17 protein-coding genes and 2 riboswitches are annotated in these 18887 nt (G+C 69.9%); of the genes, 3 read left to right on the top strand and 14 right to left on the bottom strand.

Annotation, left to right across the window (positions count from 1 at the left end):
* Nucleotides 1–173: 173 nt before the first annotated feature.
* Genes KOI35_RS17330 through KOI35_RS17310 form a run of 5 tightly spaced genes read right to left on the bottom strand, consistent with a single transcriptional unit; the run spans nucleotide 174 to nucleotide 4129 of the window.
* Nucleotides 174–1226 (bottom strand): MSMEG_0568 family radical SAM protein, encoded by a 1053-nt coding sequence (locus tag KOI35_RS17330; protein ID WP_215788485.1) that lies wholly within the window; start codon nucleotides 1224–1226, stop codon nucleotides 174–176.
* A gap of 5 nt (nucleotides 1227–1231) precedes the next feature.
* Nucleotides 1232–1744: an MSMEG_0572/Sll0783 family nitrogen starvation response protein gene (locus KOI35_RS17325; protein WP_203376340.1), complete on the bottom strand. Its 513-nt coding sequence runs from the start codon at nucleotides 1742–1744 to the stop codon at nucleotides 1232–1234.
* Between the two features lie 38 nt (nucleotides 1745–1782).
* On the bottom strand, nucleotides 1783–2583 hold the full coding sequence (locus KOI35_RS17320; RefSeq protein ID WP_215788484.1) for an amidohydrolase family protein: 801 nt from the start codon (nucleotides 2581–2583) through the stop codon (nucleotides 1783–1785).
* Nucleotides 2583–3854 carry an MSMEG_0569 family flavin-dependent oxidoreductase gene (locus KOI35_RS17315; protein WP_308121045.1) on the bottom strand — a complete coding sequence of 424 codons (1272 nt, stop codon included), beginning with the start codon at nucleotides 3852–3854 and terminating at the stop codon, nucleotides 2583–2585. Before KOI35_RS17315 ends, KOI35_RS17320 begins: the two co-directional genes overlap by 1 nt.
* Nucleotides 3851–4129, bottom strand: a complete 279-nt coding sequence (locus KOI35_RS17310) for an MSMEG_0570 family nitrogen starvation response protein (protein ID WP_215788483.1) — start codon at nucleotides 4127–4129, stop codon at nucleotides 3851–3853. The genes KOI35_RS17315 and KOI35_RS17310 overlap by 4 nt, the downstream gene beginning before the upstream one ends.
* Before the next feature lie 219 nt (nucleotides 4130–4348).
* Here KOI35_RS17310 and KOI35_RS17305 point away from each other — a divergent pair, with 219 nt between their 5' ends.
* Nucleotides 4349–6265: a zinc metalloprotease gene (locus tag KOI35_RS17305; protein WP_215788482.1), complete on the top strand. Its 1917-nt coding sequence runs from the start codon at nucleotides 4349–4351 to the stop codon at nucleotides 6263–6265.
* A gap of 323 nt (nucleotides 6266–6588) precedes the next feature.
* Nucleotides 6589–7440 (top strand): tetratricopeptide repeat protein, encoded by an 852-nt coding sequence (locus KOI35_RS17300; RefSeq protein WP_215788481.1) that lies wholly within the window; start codon nucleotides 6589–6591, stop codon nucleotides 7438–7440.
* Here KOI35_RS17300 and KOI35_RS17295 read toward each other — a convergent pair.
* The 9 genes from KOI35_RS17295 to KOI35_RS17255 form a co-directional block, all read right to left on the bottom strand.
* Nucleotides 7437–7748 carry a DUF2834 domain-containing protein gene (locus KOI35_RS17295; RefSeq protein ID WP_215788480.1) on the bottom strand — a complete coding sequence of 104 codons (312 nt, stop codon included), beginning with the start codon at nucleotides 7746–7748 and terminating at the stop codon, nucleotides 7437–7439. The two genes, KOI35_RS17300 and KOI35_RS17295, sit on opposite strands and share 4 nt — an antisense overlap.
* Before the next feature lie 19 nt (nucleotides 7749–7767).
* Entirely contained in the window at nucleotides 7768–8934 is a 1167-nt protein-coding gene (locus KOI35_RS17290) for a lysylphosphatidylglycerol synthase transmembrane domain-containing protein (protein ID WP_308121044.1), read from the bottom strand.
* A gap of 68 nt (nucleotides 8935–9002) precedes the next feature.
* Nucleotides 9003–10535, bottom strand: coding sequence for an L-serine ammonia-lyase (locus KOI35_RS17285; RefSeq protein WP_215788479.1), 1533 nt, complete (start codon nucleotides 10533–10535; stop codon nucleotides 9003–9005).
* A gap of 122 nt (nucleotides 10536–10657) precedes the next feature.
* A riboswitch (glycine riboswitch) is annotated at nucleotides 10658–10746 on the bottom strand.
* Nucleotides 10747–10749: 3 nt separating this feature from the next.
* Nucleotides 10750–10843, bottom strand: a riboswitch (glycine riboswitch).
* Between the two features lie 480 nt (nucleotides 10844–11323).
* Nucleotides 11324–12538: a glycosyl hydrolase gene (locus KOI35_RS17280; protein WP_215788478.1), complete on the bottom strand. Its 1215-nt coding sequence runs from the start codon at nucleotides 12536–12538 to the stop codon at nucleotides 11324–11326.
* 43 nt (nucleotides 12539–12581) lie between these two features.
* On the bottom strand, nucleotides 12582–13463 hold the full coding sequence (locus KOI35_RS17275) for a carbohydrate ABC transporter permease (RefSeq protein ID WP_215788477.1): 882 nt from the start codon (nucleotides 13461–13463) through the stop codon (nucleotides 12582–12584).
* A 28-nt stretch (nucleotides 13464–13491) separates the two neighbouring features.
* A complete protein-coding gene (locus KOI35_RS17270) occupies nucleotides 13492–14382 on the bottom strand; it encodes a carbohydrate ABC transporter permease (RefSeq protein WP_215788476.1) in 891 nt (296 codons plus the stop codon).
* Nucleotides 14382–15800 (bottom strand): N-acetylglucosamine/diacetylchitobiose ABC transporter substrate-binding protein, encoded by a 1419-nt coding sequence (ngcE, locus tag KOI35_RS17265; protein ID WP_215788475.1) that lies wholly within the window; start codon nucleotides 15798–15800, stop codon nucleotides 14382–14384. Before ngcE ends, KOI35_RS17270 begins: the two co-directional genes overlap by 1 nt.
* Before the next feature lie 15 nt (nucleotides 15801–15815).
* Nucleotides 15816–16568: a sugar isomerase domain-containing protein gene (locus KOI35_RS17260; protein WP_215788474.1), complete on the bottom strand. Its 753-nt coding sequence runs from the start codon at nucleotides 16566–16568 to the stop codon at nucleotides 15816–15818.
* The gene (locus KOI35_RS17255; protein ID WP_308121043.1) at nucleotides 16565–17482 is read right to left on the bottom strand and encodes a MurR/RpiR family transcriptional regulator; all 918 of its coding nucleotides are present in this window, start codon (nucleotides 17480–17482) and stop codon (nucleotides 16565–16567) included. Before KOI35_RS17255 ends, KOI35_RS17260 begins: the two co-directional genes overlap by 4 nt.
* Nucleotides 17483–17578: 96 nt before the next feature.
* Between KOI35_RS17255 and KOI35_RS17250 the strand changes: the two genes are divergently transcribed.
* Nucleotides 17579–18538 (top strand): N-acetylglucosamine kinase, encoded by a 960-nt coding sequence (locus KOI35_RS17250; protein ID WP_246613251.1) that lies wholly within the window; start codon nucleotides 17579–17581, stop codon nucleotides 18536–18538.
* The last annotated feature ends 349 nt before the right edge of the window (nucleotides 18539–18887 follow it).

Raw genomic sequence — 18887 nt, 5'->3', positions numbered from 1 at the left:
CCCGCCACCCGAAGCACGAACCGCACGGCAACTGCGCATCCGCGCACACCCGCTCATCCGCCCGCCACCCGGACCACGAACCGCACGGCAACTGCGCATCCGCGCACACCCGCTCATCCGCCCGCCACCCGGACCACGAACCGCACGGCGACTGCGCATCCGCGCACGCTCGCTCATCCGCCGGCCGCCTGGAGTACGCCGCACGCGCCGCACGCCGCGCAGCCGGCGGCCTGGTCGGCGCCGAGCATGCCCGCCTCGCGCAGCAACGCGGCCACCCGCGCGGACACGTCGCGCACGAGCGACGGCGCCGGACCGGGAACGCCGTCCCGGCGGGCGAGCGTGCCGTTCATCGGACGGAACGGCACCACGAACGGATAGACCCCACGCGCGATCAGACGCCGGCAACCCTCGACCAGTTCGTCCGGGTCCTCGCCGAGGCCGATCAGCAGGTACGTCGACACCTGGTTGCGCCCGAACACCGAGACCGCGTAGTCCCAGGCCTCCTCGTACTCGGCCATCGGCACCGCGCCCTTGCCGGGCATCCAGCGCAGCCGGACCGCGTCGTCCAGCGACTCGGCGTGGATGCCGATCGACACCGCCCCGGCGTCCCGCAGCTCCCGGATCACGGCCAGATCACCCGGCGGCTCGATCTGCACCTGGATCGGCAGCCCGGGCACGCGCTCGAGCACCGCGCGCACCGAACGGACAAGATTGCGCGCACCGCGGTCGGGCCCGGCCGTCGTGCCCGTCGTCATCACCATCTGCCGGATGCCGTCCAGCTCGACGGCGGCCGCCGCGACCTCGGCCAGCTGGGCCGGTGTCTTCGCCGCGACCGTGGCCCCGGACCGCAGCGACTCCTCGATCGTGCAGAACCGGCACCGCTGGTCCTCGGCGTAACGGATGCACGTCTGCACGACCGTGGTCGCCAGAACGTCCTTACCGTGCAGACGCGCAATTTTCTCGTACGGAATACCGTCCGCCGTGGACAGGTCGTAGAACCGGGGACGGTGCACCACCGACAGCGACAGCCCGGTGTCCTGTTCGCCGAGCCAGAGCTTGTCATCGCGTACGGAATAAGGGCTCTGGGGGTTGATCGGCAGGGCCGCGTTGCCCCCGTCCACCACCAGGTGCCCGTCGTCGCTGGGACCGGCCCCGGCCGGCCGGCGCACGGGTGTGGGCACCCGCACGCCGCGCACGGCCAGGTCGGCTCGAACGTCGAGAGACATCGTGATCAGAACATGTACGTCGAGTTGATGATCGCGCCCTTGCGTGCGTAGTGGATGAGCGCGTCCTGCACGTCGAGCGGGTGCGTCGGGATGACGCCTTCGATCAGGTCCTCCTCGCGGGCGCCGTGCAGCGACAGCCCGAACCGGCAGCAGTACACCTTGCCGCCCTCGGCCATGAACGTCTTGAGCGAGTTGTTGATGTTGTGCTCGCCCGGGAAGGCCGAGTTGCCGGTGGTCGGGAAGCCCCGGGTGGCCAGGCAGTTGAGCGAGCCCGGACCGTAGAAGTAGATCGCCGACTCGAAGCCCTTGCGCAGCGCGCGGGTGGCCTGCAGGACGGCGACGAAGCTGACCGACGACTCGTGCGCGATGCCGTGCACGAGGGTGAAGTAGCTCTGCCCCTCCTCGGCCTTGTAGTCGGGGAAGACCTTGGTGCCGCCGTAGATGCTCGATCCCTCGGCCAGGGCCGGGTGCGGGATCTCGTTGAGGCTCTTCTGCTCGAGATCGGTCAGGTCGGTCATGGTTTCTCCCTGTCAGGTGTGAAGCGACTCGAAACTGGTCAGGTGTAGAGCGACTCGAAATTGGTCCGGAAAACGTGTGAGCGCAGCTCGGAACCGGCCGCCGCCGCGTGCAGGCGGGCGAACTCCCCCGCGTGGTCCCCCCAGGGCTCGTCCGAGGCGAACAGCACCCGGTCGTGCCCGATCCCCCGCCGGTCGATCTCGTCGGCCAGCCACCGAGGCGCGAACCCGATCGCCCACGACAGGTCGGTGTAGACCTGCTTCCCGGCGGCGATCCAGTCGAAGAAACGACCCCCGATGAGCTTGATGTGGCCGCTCATCCCCCCGCCGAAGTGCACGAGGTGGATCTTCACGTCGTCGCCGTACCGGTCGACGAGCTGCCCGACCTGGTCGATGTCGGACGCCGCCCCGGGCGAGGTGTGCACGTGGACGACCAGGTCATGCGCCCGGGCCGCGGCGAAGATCGGTTCCAGCCCGGGGTCGTCGATGTTCCCGCCGAGCAGGAAGCTGATCTTGAGGGCCCGGACGCCCGGTTCGCCGGCCAGACGCAACGCCTCAGCGGTCAGGGAAGCGTCTCGAGACAGAGCGGAGACCCAGAGCCCGCAACGGAGACGGTCGTCCTTCTGCGCCGCCTCGACCACCAGCGAGTTGAACCCGAACGCCACCGCGGGATCGGGCACCCCGTAGTTGGGCAGGACGAGGGCACGCGCGGTCCCCTCCCGGTCGAGATCCTTGATCAGGTCATCGATGGTGGCCCGCGCGGTGACGTCCGGATGCACCGGCGGCCCGCCGTAGAACGGATAGGCCGGCAGCACGCCGAGGTGCCGGTGAGCGTCGTACATCAGGCCGCCCATTCCAGATCCGGATAGGTCTCGGTCGGCGTCCCGGCGAGCCAGCTCACGCCGTCGGCAACCTGGGCCCGGCCGATCTGCCGTACGAGATGCTCGGCGTCACGCGCCACTCCCGCGAACCGCCCCGACCCCCAGGTGTGCTGCCACGGCAACCCGAGAAAATAGAGCCCCGGGCAGCTCGTGACCCCGCGGTCGTGCGTCGGATAGCCACGGCCGTCGAAGACCGGCACCTCGATCCAACGGTGATCACGGTGGAAGCCGGTCGCCCACACGACGGCGCTGATCCGGGCCACCGGCAAGGAGGACGGCGGTACGCCGGGCGTCCACACCGGCTCGTACCGCGTCTCCTCCGGTGCCGTCAGTCCGGCCCGGAGCACGTACGCGTCGATCGCGTCCTTGATCCCCTCGGCCACCGCGTCGGCGTTGTCGAGGTTGCGCGCGAGGTCGCCGGCGAAGGTGACCTCGCCGCCGGCCACGTCGAGCAGCCGCCCGTACAGGCTCATCCCCTCGGTCGCGAACCGGCGCAGGTCGATGTCGCGCCCGCCACCACGCCCGGTCATGTAGTGGTTGGCCCGCAACCGCACCTCGTCCGCGTCGCCGAACTCGTGCACGTTCTTGTCGTAGTGGCCCATCTCCTCGAGCCACGCGAGGGTGTCGCGACCCCGGTAGCGGCGGGCGGCCCGGGGCGCGCTCCCCACCGCGAGGTGCACCGTGCGCCCGGACAGGTGCAGGTCCTCGGCGATCTGGCAGCCGGACTGCCCGGTCCCGACGACGAGCACCTCCCCGGCGGGCAGATGGTCCGCGCTGCGGTACTGCGACGAGTGCACCTGCGGGACGCTCCCCGGGAACTTCTCGGCCAGCCGCGGCATCGCCGGCCGGTGATAGCCGCCGGTCGCGATGACCACCTGGTCCGCGGTGACAACCCCGTCACTCGTGCGGAGTTCAAACACGTTTCCCGTACGCCGTAAGCGCTGGACCTCCACGCCTTCGCGCAACGGCGGGTCGAAGCTGGCCGCGTACTTCTCCAGAAACGTGACCACCTCGGAGCCCGGCATGAACCCGTCCGGGTCGTCGCCGCTGTAGGCGTACCCCGGCAGGCGGCACTGCCAGTTCGGCGTGACCAGGCAGAACGAGTCCCACCGGCGGTCCCGCCACTCGTGCCCGACGCGGTCGCGCTCGAACACCACGTGCTCGAGGCCGCGCTGCCGCAGGTGCCAGCTCATGCTGAGCCCGGCCTGCCCACCCCCGACGACGGCGATCACGGCTCGATCCCTTCGACGAGCACGTCGCCGGCCGGCTGGGTGGCGGCGCGCGCCTCGACCGCGGCGAGGCTGCGGGCGGCGTTCCCGCACGGGAACCCGTACGCCTGCCGCACACGCTCCGAGGCCTCGGTCAGGGCCTGCCGGCTGGTGGCGACGAACTCGCCGACCGGCATCCGCTGCCCCGCCGAGAAGAAGTCCTCGACCACTGTCGAGGGTGAGTAGATCCGTTGCGCCACGCCGTCCGGCCAGCGCACCAACACAAAGCGTTCCGGCATGGCGTAACCCCTCCACCGGCCCGTCCGCCCAGGTCGGGCGGCTGGTGATGGGGCCCAGTCAAGGAATCCCGGGTTTCGCCGAGGTTTCGTCCGGAACAAGCAACCGTTAGATAGTCCTCACGGCGGCGGCGTATGACGGGCCGGTTACGAGTGTGCTGCGATCACCGGGAATTCGACGCCGGTCTTCACATCGTCATGTGTAGATGGTTATGTGTGCGGATGAAACGGAGAGGCGCGTTCATCGCACTGCTGGTCGCCGCCCTGGTCGGGGCGTCCGCGACCCCGGCCGGCGCGGCGGCGCCAAGCTACCGCTATCAGTTCCTCACGCCCGGCGGGCAACCGAAGCTCACCGAGACCGTGCCGGTCAACGTGGTCTTCGTCGGCTACGAGCCGGCCCAGGCCGGTGCCGCCGCCTTCAAGGGTGAGCTGGCCAAGAAGTACGAGCCCGTCGTACGCTCCCGCCTCTCCTACGGCGTGACCGAGAAGCTCGGCATCACCTACAAGTACGACTACCGCCTCAAGTACGCCGATACCGCGTACGAGAACAAGTTCTTCAAGCAGCTCGGCAAGCTGGCCAAGCCGGCGCCGCTGACGCAGTACCAGACGGCTTACAACGCGCAGGCCGGCAAGACCCGGACGATCACCGAGAACAACCTGATCGACGCGCCGAGCGTCGAGAAGTGGCTGGCCTTCAATCCGCCGTCCGGTGTGGACACGCGGCGCAACACCGTGTTCTTCATCAACTGGTACGGCCGGTCCGACTTCAAGTTCCACGTCTACAGCAAGACCGGCGAGCCCGACCCGGACACCGGCTACGACTTCGGCGCCAACCGCGACAGCCGCAAGATGATCGCGTGGGGCGGCACCACCGCCGACGACGAGGAGACCGGTCTCGGCGCCACCCGCCGCGTGTGGTTCCACGACCTGTCGGCCGGCCCCGAGTCGTGGACCGCGAACTACGACGTGACCAACGCCGACGTCGACGGGGACGGCGAGGCCGACTACCGGATGCCGCCGATCTGGGAGTACGCGGCCAACGGCTTCCGCTCCCCGGCCGCACTGGCCGGCGACCTGGGCAAGCTGACCCGCTACGTCGCGATGAACCTGCTGATGACGACGTCGCCGCTGTACCCGGTCGAGCTGCCGACGGCCGAGCCACCGCGATCGATCAACATCGACAGCAACACGTACGAGGGCTGGCCCGGTGTCGACGCGTCGGCCCAGTACACCAAGCCCGACCTGGTCGTGAAGGAGCTGTCCGAGCTGCGCTGGCGCAACCGGGTCGACTACGACAACCAGGACTTCAATTTCGACGCCAAGAACCGGGCCTGCTACGACGGTTTCGCCGTCACCGGTGAGGCCTGCTACCCGGAGAGCGGCCTGCCCGCCGACGCCAACCTCTTCCTCTACAACAAGGAGAACCTGGCCCGGACCAAGGACGACGGCAACAAGGTCGACTACGAGCTGCCCGTCTTCAACTACGTGCTGCCGCCCGACGTCGACCCGCCGCTGCTCGGCTTCGCCGACGACGACTGGGAGACCGGCACCCAGTCGTACGTGTTCAACTTCCTGTCGCAGAGCATCGTCGAGAGCGGCTACGGCCTGACCACCACGACGATCCACGAGGTCGGCCACCACCTGGGCATGTCGCACCCGCACGACGGCTACGACAGCGAGACCGGGGTCGGCTACGGCCCGAGCGGCGAGTTCTTCTACGCCTGGGCCGGCGACGAGAACAACTCGATGATGAGCTACATCGACGTCAACTGGGACTTCTCGCAGTTCGACCGGGACAACAGCGACCGGTTCCTGACCGCCGCCTACTGGGAGGGCGCGAACCGGCTGGCCGCCACCATCCCGGCCGGCAAGGCCCGCGGTGACCTGGCCGCCGCCGACGCGCTGCTCGGCCTGGCCAAGCTCGCCTTCGCCAAGCACGACTACCGGGCCGCGTACGCCCTGTCCGAGACCGCCTACTACAAGGTCTACTCGGCCGCCAAGAAGTCGGGCGTCGACCCGTCCTCGGCCGCCCGGACCATGGCCGCCGAGGCCAAGTCCGAGCGGGCGAAGCCCGACGTGAAGAGCCCGCACGAGTTCATCGACACGCTCGACCCGCAGGGCCCCCGCGCCCAGCCGTAACAGTCAGGTACCGCCGCGCCGGTTCACACGCCCGGCGCGGCGGTCCCCTACAACAGCACGATCCGCGCCCGCAGCGCCGTCGGTCCCCGGCCGCGCGTCGGGCAGTTGCACGTTCCCGGCGCCGCGCCTGCGGCCTCGATCCGGCGGAACGACCCTTCACCCGTACGGGGGAAGACGCTCCTTTGTGCTCGCCGGCGTCCCGGCTTCTCACCTGCGCAGGCCCGGCTTTACCCCGATTTTCCCGTACGGGCGGGGGCAGCTCGGCGGCCTCGGGCGGGCTATAACGCTTGCGTACGCCCGTCGCGCCCGAGGAGGTCGCCGTCATGAAGGCGCCCCAGTCCGATCCGGCCACCCGAACCGCCGTCCCCCGGCAGCGCGACGCCGAACCCGTGTCCGGCGACATCGGCGCGGCGATCGAGGTGCTCGGCGAGCACAATCCGGCCGCGGCGCAACTGCTGTGCCTGTGCTCGGTGCTGCACGCGGCCCCGGTGCCGGTCGACGTGTTCACCCGGTCGCTCGGCCGGCTGCCCGAACCGCTCGGCGGGATCGCGCCGCTGCAGTTCAACAGCGTGGTCGCGGCGCTGGTCGAACCACGTCTGGTCGAGCGCGGCGGGCACGGGCTGCGGACGTCCGAGCCGGTGCGGGAAGCCGTGCGGCGCGATCTCGGCGACGAGGCGGCCGGGGTGTGCCGGGCGTACGCGGGAATGCTCGTCGCCGCGGCCGTGCCCGACGTGGTCGACGAGCCGGTCAGCTGGCCGCGCTGGGCCGCCCTGGCCCCGCATCTGATCGCCTCGGACGCCGCCCACAGCACCGACCCCGCGCTCCGGGCCGCCGCCTGCCGGCTGGTGGTCAGCCTGCTCCACCGCGGGAAGGCGCGCCCGGCCCGGACGATCGCCGCCGAACTGCACTCGGGGTGGCGCGAGACGCTCGGCCCCGACCACCCGGACACCCTGCGCGGCGCCCACGAATTGGCCCGCTCACTGATCGCCGCGGGCGCGCTGCTGCCGGCCCGCAAGCTGCTCGACGACACGGTCGAGCGGCTGGTCGGCTCGCTCGGCAACAGTCACCCGCAGACCCGGGTGGCCGCCGAGACCCGCCGGGGCGTCCTGCTGCGCATGGGTGGGATGCCCCGCCCGGACGCCTCGCGGGCCGCCCACCGCCGTCGTAAGCCTTAGATCGCCGCCCGCTTCGACCGGACGTGCTCGCGCACCGCCAGGAAAAGCGGGAACGCGAAGGCGACCGCGATGGCCAGGGACCCGACGGTGAAGACCACCGGGACCCACCAGCGCCAGCCGAGCCGGTGCGACTCGCGGAAGTAGAAGAACGTGCAGACGACGAACACCACCAGGATGTCGACCGCGGCCGACGAGCTCGCGTCGTTGGCGAACCAGTCGCTGACGTACGCCCCGCCGGTGTAGCTGAGGTTGAAATACCAGGTGCCGACCAGGCCGACGAGGGCGAGCAGCCCGTAGACGAACTTCATCGGGACATCATCGTCGCCGCTACGAGGCGGGCTCGTGCCGCCCCGGACCAGGCCGCACCGGGGGCTGGTCGCGGCGCAGCCAGAGGGCGGCGATGCCGCCGGCCGGCAGGAGCAGCCAGCAGGAGATGACGCGGTAGATGACCACGGCGGCGGCGGCCGTCACGGCGGTTGCCCCGGCGGCGGTCAGGCCCGCGACCAGGGCGGTGTCGATCACGCCGACGCCGCCCGGGGTGAGCGGGATCTGCCGGACGATCTGTACGCCCAGATAGATGCCGGCCAGGGTGGTCAGTCCGACCGGCAGGCCCACGGCGTGGCAGGTGGCGACCAGGCACAGCAGGTCGGTGAGCCAGTTGACGGCGTAGTAGAGCGTGCCGGTGATCCACTCACGGGCCCGTAGCGAGGCGCCGGCCTGCCAGGCCTCCCGGGCCGAGGTGAGGACCCGGCGGACGAACGCGGCCACCCGGTTGCCGCCGACCGGACGCGCCGGACCGGCCGGACGGCGCATCAGGCGGCGCCCGCCGACCACCGCGACACCGGTCAGGACGGCCAGGACGCCCACCACGATCAGCGGCTGCGGGCCGGCCAGCAGGTGCGGGTCGCGGGTCAGCACGGCCGCGCCCCCGACCACGTAGAGCAGGGCCAGGCCGCCGATCGAGGCCAGCCCCGAGACGATCATCTGGGCGGCGGCGATCTCCTTCGAGGCGCCGGCGCGCAGGTACTGCCGGACGGCGTATCCGGCCGACACGGCGGACCCGACCGGCATCGAGATCGACACCGCGGTGCGGGCCAGGGTCACCGCGAAGGCGTAACGGAGGCCGACGCGTACGCCGAAAGCTCGCAGAATCTGCCGCTGCTGCCAGGCGAACGCGGCCAGAGACACGAACTGCAGCGCCAGCGCGGCGGTCACCCACCAGTAGTCGGCGCCGGTCAGCGCGCGCAGGAACTCGCGCGGGTCGGGGAAGCGGCCCTGCAGCCCGTACGCGGCCAGGCCGAGACCCACGACGACGAGCAGCGGCAACCGGAGCCGCGACCACCACAGCTGTCGCCGGGTCGGGGTCTTCTGCTGGGCCGGGGTCGTGGGCTTTCGCTGGGCCGGGATCGCGGGGAAGAAGCGGCGGCGCCGAGCGGTGCCGGGCACGCCGGGTTCGCGCGGGGGCGGCCGCAGCTCAGACCGGGTACGAGGCACTCGGTGATCCTGGCAAACGGGATCAACCCCTGGCCACCCGTTGTGATGTGCGAGTCACGAACTTTCGGTCAGCATTCGATGACATTGACGGCCAGACCGCCGCGGGCCGTCTCCTTGTACTTGACCTTCATGTCGGCCCCGGTCTCCTTCATGGTCTTGATGACCTTGTCGAGGGAGACGTGATGCCGGCCGTCGCCGCGCAGCGCCATCCGGGCCGCCGTGACCGCCTTGACGGCGGCCATGCCGTTGCGCTCGATGCACGGGATCTGCACCAGCCCGCCGACCGGGTCGCAGGTCAGGCCCAGGTTGTGCTCCATGCCGATCTCGGCCGCGTTCTCCACCTGCTCCGGGGTGCCGCCGAGCACCTCGGCCAGGCCCGCCGCGGCCATCGCGCAGGCGCTGCCCACCTCGCCCTGGCAGCCGACCTCGGCGCCGGAGATGGAGGCGTTCTCCTTGAAAAGCAGTCCGGTCGCCGCGGCCGCGAGCAGGAACCGCACCACGCCCTCGTCGTCGGCCCCGGGGACGAAGCTCACGTAGTAGTGCAGAACCGCCGGAATGATCCCGGCCGCGCCGTTCGTGGGCGCGGTGACGACCCGGCCGCCGGCCGCGTTCTCCTCATTGACGGCCATCGCGTACGCGGTGAGCCACTCCATCGCGTGCTCCGAGGGCGAACCCGCGGCGCGCAGTTGCCGGGCGGTGGCCGCGGCCCGCCGGCGCACCTTGAGGCCGCCCGGCAGCACGCCTTCGGCCTCGAGCCCCGCGGCCACGCACTCCCGCATGACCCGCCAGATCTCCAGCAATCCGGTACGGATCTCGGCCGACGGACGCCACGCGGTCTCGTTCTCGAGCATGAGCCGCGAGATCGACAGCCCGGTCTCCTTGGTCAGGGCCAGCAGGTCGGCCCCTGTAGAGAACGGATGCGCCAGCACGGTGGTGTCGGCCGTGATCGACCCCGTCTCGTCGAGCACGAACCCGCCACCCACGGAGTAGTACGTCTTCTGCAGAACTTCCGCGCCCGCCGAGTCGTACGCGGTGAAGGACATGCCGTTGGGATGCCCCGGAAGCGTCCGCCGACGGTGCAACACCAGGTCAACGGCAACGTCCCCACCCGACGGCAGAGTAAGCGCGCCACGGCTGTGAATGGCCGCGGCGCGCGCATCCGCGGTGCCCACATCGACCGTCTCGGGATCCGAGCCTTCGAGGCCGAGCAGCACCGCCTTGGGCGTGCCGTGCCCGTGCCCGGTGGCCCCCAACGACCCGAACAACTCAGCCCGCACCAGCACCACACGTCCCGCCGTCGCTGCCGCCCCGGTGCCCGAGGTGGCGTCATGCCCTCCAGCGTCGCCCGACGACGCGTCATGCGATCCGGCGTGCCCCGACGACGCGTCGTGCGCTCCAGCGTCGCCCAACGAGGCGCCGTGCGCTCCGGCGTGGCCCGACGACGCGTCATGCGCTTCGGCGTCGCCCGACGAGGCGTCATGCGCTGATGTGTGGGTGCCGAGCAGGTCGGCGAACATGCGGGCGGCGCGCATCGGGCCGACCGTGTGGGAGCTGGACGGGCCGATGCCCACCGAGAACAGGTCGAACACGGACACGGCCATCAGAGCGGCCTCCTTCATGACGAGCGGCGAGGTGCGAGCTGCCAGCACAGGCGGCAGGCAGCACGCGGGGGCGTCGGGGTGAAGCGAACGAACCGGCCGACGGGCCGGGACGCTCTCCCTCGCTCTGTCATGGGGGCCTGAGAGCTTCACCGCCACGGATGGGCGGTTTGCACCGTGGGCGCGGGCTCAGGGGCAGCCCGGCTTTCCAGAGTTGCCGGCCACGGCGGTCTGGGTGCCTGAGAGATTCTGAGGGAGAAGTTGCTCCTTCGGCGCCCCCATCTCGAAGGGGACTCTCCCGACGTGGCCAAGGCGTCTGCAGTTGTCTCCGCAAGCTATCGACGCCGCCGGGAACGGGTCAACAGCTTGTGAGGAAGCGGGGCGGACAACACCCCGCTTCCTCCAGGTTAACCGCCCCCACCGGTTAGTGAGTGCTCACTCTCTACGACCGGCCAACGTTTGTGAGTACTCACTCCCCACGGCCGAGCCGAGGTTTGTGAGTACTCACTCCCCACGGCCGAGCCGAGGTTTGTGAGTACTCACTCCCCACGGCCGAGCCGAGGGTATGTGAGTACTCACTCCCCACGGCCGAGCCGAGGGTATGTGAGTACTCACTCCCCACGGCCGAGCCGGCGTATGTGAGTGCTCACTCAACACGGCCGAGCCGAGGGTATGTGAGTACTCACTCCCCACGGCCGAGCCGGCGTTTGCGAGTACTCACTCCCCACGGCCCGAGCCGGCGTATGTGAGTGCTCACTCAACACGATGGGGGTTGAACCCGCGGGCTGGGGTCAGCAGCGGCCCAAGTCCTGCCACTGCTCGGTCCAACCCGGTTCGGAGCCCTGGGTCCAGTAGCGGGCCCGCCACAGGTGGACGCCCTCGCCGGACTTGGGGCCGTTCGGATCGCCGTACTTGCTCTTCTCGTGCTTCACCACGTTGCCGCCCAGGTAGACCGAGCTGAACGCCCAGTTCGGCGAGTTCGCACAGGTCGTGCCGGGCGGGGTCGTCGGGGGCGTGGTGGGCGGAGTGGTCGGCGGCGTGGTGGGCGGAGTGGTCGGCGGCGTCGTGGGCGGAGTGGTCGGCGGAGTGGTGGTGCAGCCGCCAGTTGAGGCGACGGTGTCCACGAACGTGCGGCCGGCCGTGCGGTAGCCCGAGGTTGCCGAAGTGACCTGGGCCGGCGACATCACCTGGTTCTTGGCGAACAGCACCCAGTCGACCTGTTCGATGTAGGTCGACAGGCCGCCGGAGTGGGTGGCCGTGTCGATGAACCACAGGTTCCAGTTGATCGTCATCGTCTGGCGCGGGAAGAACTTGCCCGAGTGGTCGCCCACCTGCACGCCGTCGATGTAGTAGATGACGTGACCGTTGGCCACCTGCGCCACCAGGTCGTGCCACCCGTCCAGGCTGCTGCGCTGTTCGGAGTGCACGTTGTCGGCGTACCAGGGCTCGTTCCGATAGGTGTACCACGTGGTCTGGTAGTTGATCGGGCCCTGCTCGCCCCAGCCGCCGTTGGGCAGGTACTCGCTGATGTCGAGCTCGCTGTAGGTCGGGTCGAGGTCGCCGTTGAGCGGGCTGATCGTGAAGAACGTCTGGTTGATGTGGTCGCCGTCGTTGCCGCTGACCGGCGTGTCGGTGAAGCGGACCCGGCTGGCGTACGTGCCCTCCAGGTAGCGCTTCTGGGTCGAGTAGAGCTCAGCGTGGTTGGTGCCGGCCCCGGTGCCGTCGGTGGAGGCGGTCAGCTGCAGCACCTTCTGGCCGCCGCTGCTCGGGAAGGTGATGTTGTTGGGCGACCAGTTTGCGCCGGGCACGCCCGGTCCGCCCTGGTAGCTGCGCGGGGTCCAGCCGTTGGCGGTCAGCGCCGGGTCGGCTGAAGAGTTGTAGTGGAAGTCGTCGAACAGGTAGCCGCAGTCGGCGGCCGAGGCGGGGGCGGCCGACACCGCGACCACCCCGGCGGCGACCAGGATCGGCACCGCGAGTAAAGCGAATCGACGCTTGTCGATCTTCATGGACAGACTCCTCCGATATGAAGAGGAACGGGGAAAGAGGGGACTACTTGACCGCGCCGGCGGTCATTCCGGCTCGGATGTGCCGTTGGAACGCGACGTAGGCGATGAGCACCGGCAGCATGGCGATCGTCAAGCCGGCGAACAGGCCGCTCCAGTCGCTGCGATACCCCTGGCTGACCGACAGGGCGGCCAGACCCTGCGCCAGGACGTACCGGTCCGGGTCGGGATTGAGAACCAGCGGGAGCAGATACTGGTTCCAGAGCCCGAGGAAATTGAAGATGCCGACCGCGAACAGGCCCGGCCGGGCCAGCGGCAGCATGACGCGGAAGAACACCGCGCCGTGCGAGCAGCCGTCGAGGAAGGCGGCCTCGGCGATCTCGCTGGGCAGCGTGCGGAAGAACGAATGCAGGAAGAAAACCGTGAAAGGCACCGCGTACGCCGTGTAGACGAGGATCAGTCCGGGATAGGTGCCGAGCAGGCCCAGTTGTTGCACGACGAAAAACAGCGGGACGAGTGCCAGGAACACGGGGAAGAACATGGCGGCGACGAACACGTAATAGATCAGCCGGTTGCCGCGAAATTCATAACGGGCCAGCGCGTACGCCACCAGTGAACCCAGAAGCATGGTGAGGATCAGCGCTCCCCCGACCACGATCAGGCTGTTCAGGAAATAGCGCCCGATGCTGGCCGCCGTCCACGCGCGAACCCAATTGTCCACCTCTAAAGAAGACGGCAGCGACCACGGGGTATTGAGGATCTCGTCGTCGGTCTTGAACGAGCTCACCACGGCCCAGAGCAGCGGCAACGCGGTCACCACGGCCCAGCAGAACATCGCGATGTGCGGGAGTGGATTGGGGTTTGTCCGCGCGGGCGGGGCGGACGGGATTGAGGTGGCGGACGCGGACGGCGAACGAAGAAGAGTCATGCCGCGCCGCCAAGAGACCGGAGAAGTGTCATGCCAGCTCCAACCGTTCGCGGCGGCCGGAACGGAGGGCGAGCACCGCGAGCGTGAGTGTGGCGAAGAACAGCGCCACCCCCATGGCCGAGGCGTAGCCGAATTTCCCGTACGAGAAAGCGGTCCGGTAGAGCGACAATCCGATGACTTCGGTGGCACCGTCCGGCCCGCCCGGCCCCACCGTCATGATCTGCACGACGGCAAAGGCGTCCAGCGCCGCGATTCCCAGATAGACGAAGGCGACCTGCACCGATTCGCGGACCAACGGCAACGTCACTCGGAAGAACATCGCCCACCGCCCGGCCCCGTCGAGCTTCGCCGCTTCGAAGAGTTCCGCCGGAATACCCTCGATGGCCGCACTGAACAGCACCACATAGAACCCGACCGACGACCACACCAATACGGCCGCCACCGACAGCAGTGCGAACGACGGCTCGGCCAGCCACGACCGGGCCAGTCCACCGAGGCCGACCGCCCGCAGTCCCGAATTGAGCAAGCCGGTGTTGGGGTTGTAGACGAAGCTCCACAACACCGCGACGACGACCAGGGACAGGAGCTGCGGGAAGAAGTAGACGATCCGGTAGCCCGCCCCGAGCCGCGACGACGACTGGCGCAGCATCGACGCCAGGAACAGCCCGATCGCGATCGTCACCAGCGGGAAGACCGCCAGCAGGACGAGGTTGTTGCGGACGGCGTCGAGGAACAGGGTGTCGCCGCCGAGGCGGACGTAGTTGTCCGCCCCGACGAACGACGCCTGGCCGGCCACCCCGGTCCAGTCGGTCAGCGACAGGTAGAACGCCTGCGCGTACGGCGACAGCACGAAGACGACGTGCAGCACCAGGGCCGGCACCAGCGCGCCGAGCAGGAACCGCCAGCGGCCGTGCCGCATCAGCGTTCGTACTTCGTGATCGTCGAGTCCTTCGCGAGGGCGTCGGCCGCCTTCTGGATGCGCGTGGACCAGTCGGCCGGCGAGAGGCGCTTGTTCACCAGTTCGCCGGTGGCGTCGTCGACTGCTTTGGCGAGCGGGGCGTACCACGTACGGAATCGGTAGGTGAAGGTGTCGGTGCCGGCCGCCGTGACCGCGTCGCGGACCGAGCCCAGCCCGGACGAGAGGGTGAGCCCGTCGGTCGCCCCGGCCACCGACGGCAGCGTGCTGTTGGCCTTGGCGAAGGCCGTGGCCGAGCCCTTGGAGAACAGCAGGCGCAGGTACTCCTTGCCGCCGGCCGCGTTCTTGGCCTTGGCCGGCACCAGGAACGACTCGCTGCTGGCGGCCTGCACCGCGCTCACCGGCAGTTTGCCCGGGCCCAGTGCCGGGACCGCGCCCATCACCATGTCGAAGCCGGCCGGCGCGACGCCCTTCTGCTCGCTCTCCAGCCACGACCCGCACGGGATGAAGGCGGCCTTCCTCTGGCACCACGCGGCTTGGGCCTCGGTGTGCGACAGCGCCTCGGACCCGCTCATCAGGAAACCGCGCCCGGCCAGCTCGGCGAACGCGGTCGCCGCCTGCACGAGCCCCTCCTGCTTCCAGGCACCCGGCTGCAGGTTGTCGACCGCCTTGATCAGGTCGGTCCCGCCCGCCTTGGCCGCCATGGAGAGCAGCGGGTCATTGATGTACTCCGGGTATTTGCCCTGGTAGGTCCAGGGTGCGACGCCGGCCTTCCTGATCTCGGCCGACAGGGTCAGCATCTCCGCCCACGAGGTCGGAAAGGTCCAGCCACGCGAGGCGAAGAACGACTTCGAATACCAGACACCCCAGACCGTGTACGTGAAGTTGAGCGCGACGGTCCGGCCGGCGAAGGTGCCGTCCTCGACCACGCCGGGCAGCAGCGTGTCGCGGACCTTCTTGCCGGGCTGGTCGAGGCTGGGGGCGTCGAGCAGGTCGGCCAGGTCGTTCACCTGCGAGGCGCCGACCAGGGTGGCGATGTCGAGCCGTCCGGCGCCGGTGTTGTCGACGACGTCGGGCGGGGTGCCGGCCACGAAGCGGGGCTGCATCGCCTCGCCGACCTTCTGCAGACCTTTGTGGTCGACCTTGGCCTGCGGATATTTCCCGGTGTACGCCTTCTCGGCCTGCACCGCGTAGTCGTCGCCGTAACCGCCCTTGAACACGACGACTTCCAGGGGCGCGTCGGCCTTCACGCCGAGCGGGTTGTCGGCGGTCTTCTCGGCTCCCTCGGAAACTGCGGACGGGGAGTCGGAGCTGGACGTCACGCACCCGGCCAGGGCCGGGACGGCGACCGCCGCGGTGACGGCCGTACGAAGGAGGGTTCGTCGGGTGGGATAAGGTCTGAGCTGGGATTCAGGGTTCATCACAGGGCTCTCTTCCTATGCGGTGCGCCGGATGCGCCCGGCGTACCGCGCCTCGATCTCTGCGTTGTGTTCCTTGCCGCCGGGCACGTTGTCCGACAGGTAGACGGGCGGGGTGATCCCCGCGTCGATCAGGCGGGCGACCACCTCGGTGACGATCTGCTGAGCCAGCAGGGCCGCGGTGATCGACGAGACGGCGCCGACCGCCCCGCCGCCGGGCAGCGGGATCGTGGCGTCGCCGTAGGGGGCGCCGTTGTCGAGCACCACGTCGGCGATCTCGCCGAGCTTGCGGCCGCTCGGGTGCCGCGACGCGACACCGGCCGAGTGCTCGGCCGAGGTGATCGCGACGAGCTTGTGCCCGCGCTCCTTGACCAGCAGCGCCATCTCGACGACGGCGCCGTTGATGCCGGAGTTGGAGGCGATGACGAACGCGTCGTCCGGCTTGATCGGGGCCAGCTCGTAGAGCCGGTGCGCGATTTCGGTGCCGCGTTCGACCATCGGGTCGGCGAGCTCCGACATCGGCGAGCCGCCGTAGAGGACGATGTCGCGCAGGGCGATCCGGTTGGTCGGGACCAGTCCCCCGGCCCGGCCGGCGATCTCCATGGCCAGGGCCTCGGAGTGCCCGCAGCCGAAGGCCTGGATCACTCCCCCGTTCCGTACGGCCTCGGTCAGGATCTCGGCGGCGGCCCGTTTCTCCGGGTCCTGGCCGCCGCCGACGTGGGCGACGGCGGCCTGGATTCTCGACAGATACTCGCTGCTGGTGACGCTCACGGTTGTCCTTTCGCACGCCCGCGCTTGCGCGAGGGGATCTTCTCGGGGAGGCGGTGGGCGTCGACCGCGCGCACGGTCAGCTCGAGTGCGTCGGCCGTCCGCTCGTAGGTGCGCTGCGCGACCGCCACGTAGATCAGGTCGAGCACCAGCAGCTGCGAGTGCAACGCGGACAGCGCGGCCAGCCGGAACGTCGTCTCCTGCACCGCCGTGGTGAACACGACGTCGGCGATCTCGGCCAGCGGTGACCGGCCGAAACTGGTGACGGCCACGGTGAGCGCGCCGTGGTCGGCCGCCTCGGCGAGCGTTTCGATGACTTCCCGCGTACGCCCGGAGTGGCTCAACCCGATCGCGACGTCTCCCGGCAGCAGCAGGGCCGCATTGGTGAGCGCCGTGTGCGAATCGGTGCGGTGCCACACCGGCACCCGGATCCGCTCGAGCCGGAACGCCATCTCGCGGGCCGACGTGCCGCTCGACCCGAGCCCGAAGATCTCCACCCGCCCGGCCCCGGCGATGGCTTCGGCCACCCGCTCGACCGCGGTGACGTCGAGCCCGGCCGCGGTGCCCTGGATGGCCCGGGTGTCGGCCGCGGTCACCACTCCGAGCACGTCCGCGAGGGGGTCGTCGGGGGCGATGTCGCCGCTGATGTCGGTCTCCCAGCGGGCCTGCTCGGCCCGGCCGGTCTCGGTGGCGATCGCGACCCGCAGGTTGGCGTAGCCCTTGAAGCCGAGCGTGCGGCTGAACCGGGTGACCGTGGCGGTCGACGTGCCGGATCGTTCGGCCAGGTCGACGATGCTGGCGTGGGCGGCCGTCTCGGGGTCGGCCAGGATGGTCTCGGCGATGCGCGCCAGGGCCTCGGGCATCTGCGGGCCCTCCATGCGCAGGCGGCCGAGCAGGCCTCCACTCTCACCGGTCACGTCGGACATCCTTTTCATCGAGTGCTGTTGTCGATGAAAATTACGACCGCCGATGGCTCTAGTCAATAACTGTTACCTATGTTTCGATTTCTTGGCATGGGAGCCGACACGGGAGCCGACATGGGAGCCGGCATGCGAGCGGGCATGAACCTCGTGGTGGGTGTGGACGCCGGCGGCACGGCGACGAAGGCCGTCGTGGCCACGGTGGACGGCGAGATCGTCGGGCGTGGACAGGCGGGAGCGGGCAATCCACTGACGACGGGACCGTCGAGGGCGGCCGCCGCGATGGGCGAGGCGGTGCGGGCGGCGCTCGGCGAACTACCGCCGCAACGGGTGGCGCGAGGTGTGCTCGGCGTGGCCGGAACGAGTGCCTTGACGAACGGGGACGGGCTCACCGCGTACGGGAAAGCCTGGAAAGCTCTTGATCTTGATTGCCCGATGGTGGTGGTCGGCGACGTGGTGACCGCTTTCGCCGCGGGGAGCCCGGCCGCCGAGGGCGCGGTGCTGATCGCCGGGACGGGCGCGATCGCCGCTCAGGTGCGGGGCGAAGAGGTGGTGCGGACGGTCGACGGCCACGGCTGGCTGCTCGGCGATCTCGGTTCGGGGCGCTGGATCGGGCTGGCGGCCCTGCGCTGCGCTGTCCGGAAGTGGTCATCACCCCTGGCCGCCGCGATCGCCGCCCGGGTCGGGGTCTCCACATCGGACGCGCTGATCGGCTGGGCCCAGGCGCTGCCGTTCGCCGAGATCGACGCGCTGGCCCCGCTGGTGTGCGCGCTCGCCCGCGACGCCGACCCGGACGCGCGAGCGATCACCTCCACCGCCGCGGCCGAGCTGGTCCGGACGCTCGACGAGCTCGGCGCCGGCGGCCCGGTCGTGCTTGCCGGCGGACTTCTGGCGGCCGGGACCCCGGTCCGGGACGGTGTGCGGGCGATCCTGCGCGGCCGAGGTGTCGACTGTGTTCCCAGCCGCGACCCGGCCGCGGGGGCGGCCTGGCTCGCCGCCCGCCCGGTCGCCGATCTTCCACCGGTTTCCCTGCACCGGTCACTGCTGTCCTGAATTGCCCGGCACCGCGATTTCCCCGGACGTTCGCTTTATTTGTGGCCCGCATTACTGCCATTCCCGGTGACGTTTCCGGCCCGGAACTGTGAGTCGCCTGTGGACTCACGCTCGTAACACATCGGACCCAATGATTCGGCGGAACGGCTCGTTGCGCCCGGATTCCGTTGTGCGCTATGGCGTTGACGCACGTCACAGCGGGGCGATCGGCCGGGATCAGGTGGACATGCCGGAATTGATGTTGCGCCTTTATTTCCGGCCGGAAAACGCTCTCCATCGAGCTGTAAAAGGGCCGACAGTCCACTTGATAGGTACGAGGCGAATCCGGTTAGGGTCTTTCCGTCCGGTG

Source organism: Paractinoplanes bogorensis (assembly GCF_018829635.1).
Taxonomy (GTDB): Bacteria; Actinomycetota; Actinomycetes; order Mycobacteriales; family Micromonosporaceae; genus Actinoplanes; species Actinoplanes bogorensis.
Note: the sequence above shows the minus strand (reverse complement) of the source record. Positions and strands in the feature narration are given on the sequence as shown.

Excerpts from the sequence above, each read along its gene's own strand:
- KOI35_RS17330 (WP_215788485.1), bottom strand. The coding sequence starts at position 1,226 with ATGTCTCTCGACGTTCGAGCCGACCTGGCCGTGCGCGGCGTGCGGGTG.
- KOI35_RS17325 (WP_203376340.1), bottom strand. The coding sequence starts at position 1,744 with ATGACCGACCTGACCGATCTCGAGCAGAAGAGCCTCAACGAGATCCCG.
- KOI35_RS17320 (WP_215788484.1), bottom strand. The coding sequence starts at position 2,583 with ATGTACGACGCTCACCGGCACCTCGGCGTGCTGCCGGCCTATCCGTTC.
- KOI35_RS17310 (WP_215788483.1), bottom strand. The coding sequence starts at position 4,129 with ATGCCGGAACGCTTTGTGTTGGTGCGCTGGCCGGACGGCGTGGCGCAA.
- KOI35_RS17305 (WP_215788482.1), top strand. The coding sequence starts at position 4,349 with ATGAAACGGAGAGGCGCGTTCATCGCACTGCTGGTCGCCGCCCTGGTC.
- KOI35_RS17300 (WP_215788481.1), top strand. The coding sequence starts at position 6,589 with ATGAAGGCGCCCCAGTCCGATCCGGCCACCCGAACCGCCGTCCCCCGG.
- KOI35_RS17295 (WP_215788480.1), bottom strand. The coding sequence starts at position 7,748 with ATGAAGTTCGTCTACGGGCTGCTCGCCCTCGTCGGCCTGGTCGGCACC.
- KOI35_RS17285 (WP_215788479.1), bottom strand. The coding sequence starts at position 10,535 with ATGGCCGTGTCCGTGTTCGACCTGTTCTCGGTGGGCATCGGCCCGTCC.
- KOI35_RS17280 (WP_215788478.1), bottom strand. The coding sequence starts at position 12,538 with ATGAAGATCGACAAGCGTCGATTCGCTTTACTCGCGGTGCCGATCCTG.
- KOI35_RS17275 (WP_215788477.1), bottom strand. The coding sequence starts at position 13,463 with ATGACTCTTCTTCGTTCGCCGTCCGCGTCCGCCACCTCAATCCCGTCC.
- KOI35_RS17270 (WP_215788476.1), bottom strand. The coding sequence starts at position 14,382 with ATGCGGCACGGCCGCTGGCGGTTCCTGCTCGGCGCGCTGGTGCCGGCC.
- ngcE (WP_215788475.1), bottom strand. The coding sequence starts at position 15,800 with ATGAACCCTGAATCCCAGCTCAGACCTTATCCCACCCGACGAACCCTC.
- KOI35_RS17250 (WP_246613251.1), top strand. The coding sequence starts at position 17,579 with ATGGGAGCCGACACGGGAGCCGACATGGGAGCCGGCATGCGAGCGGGC.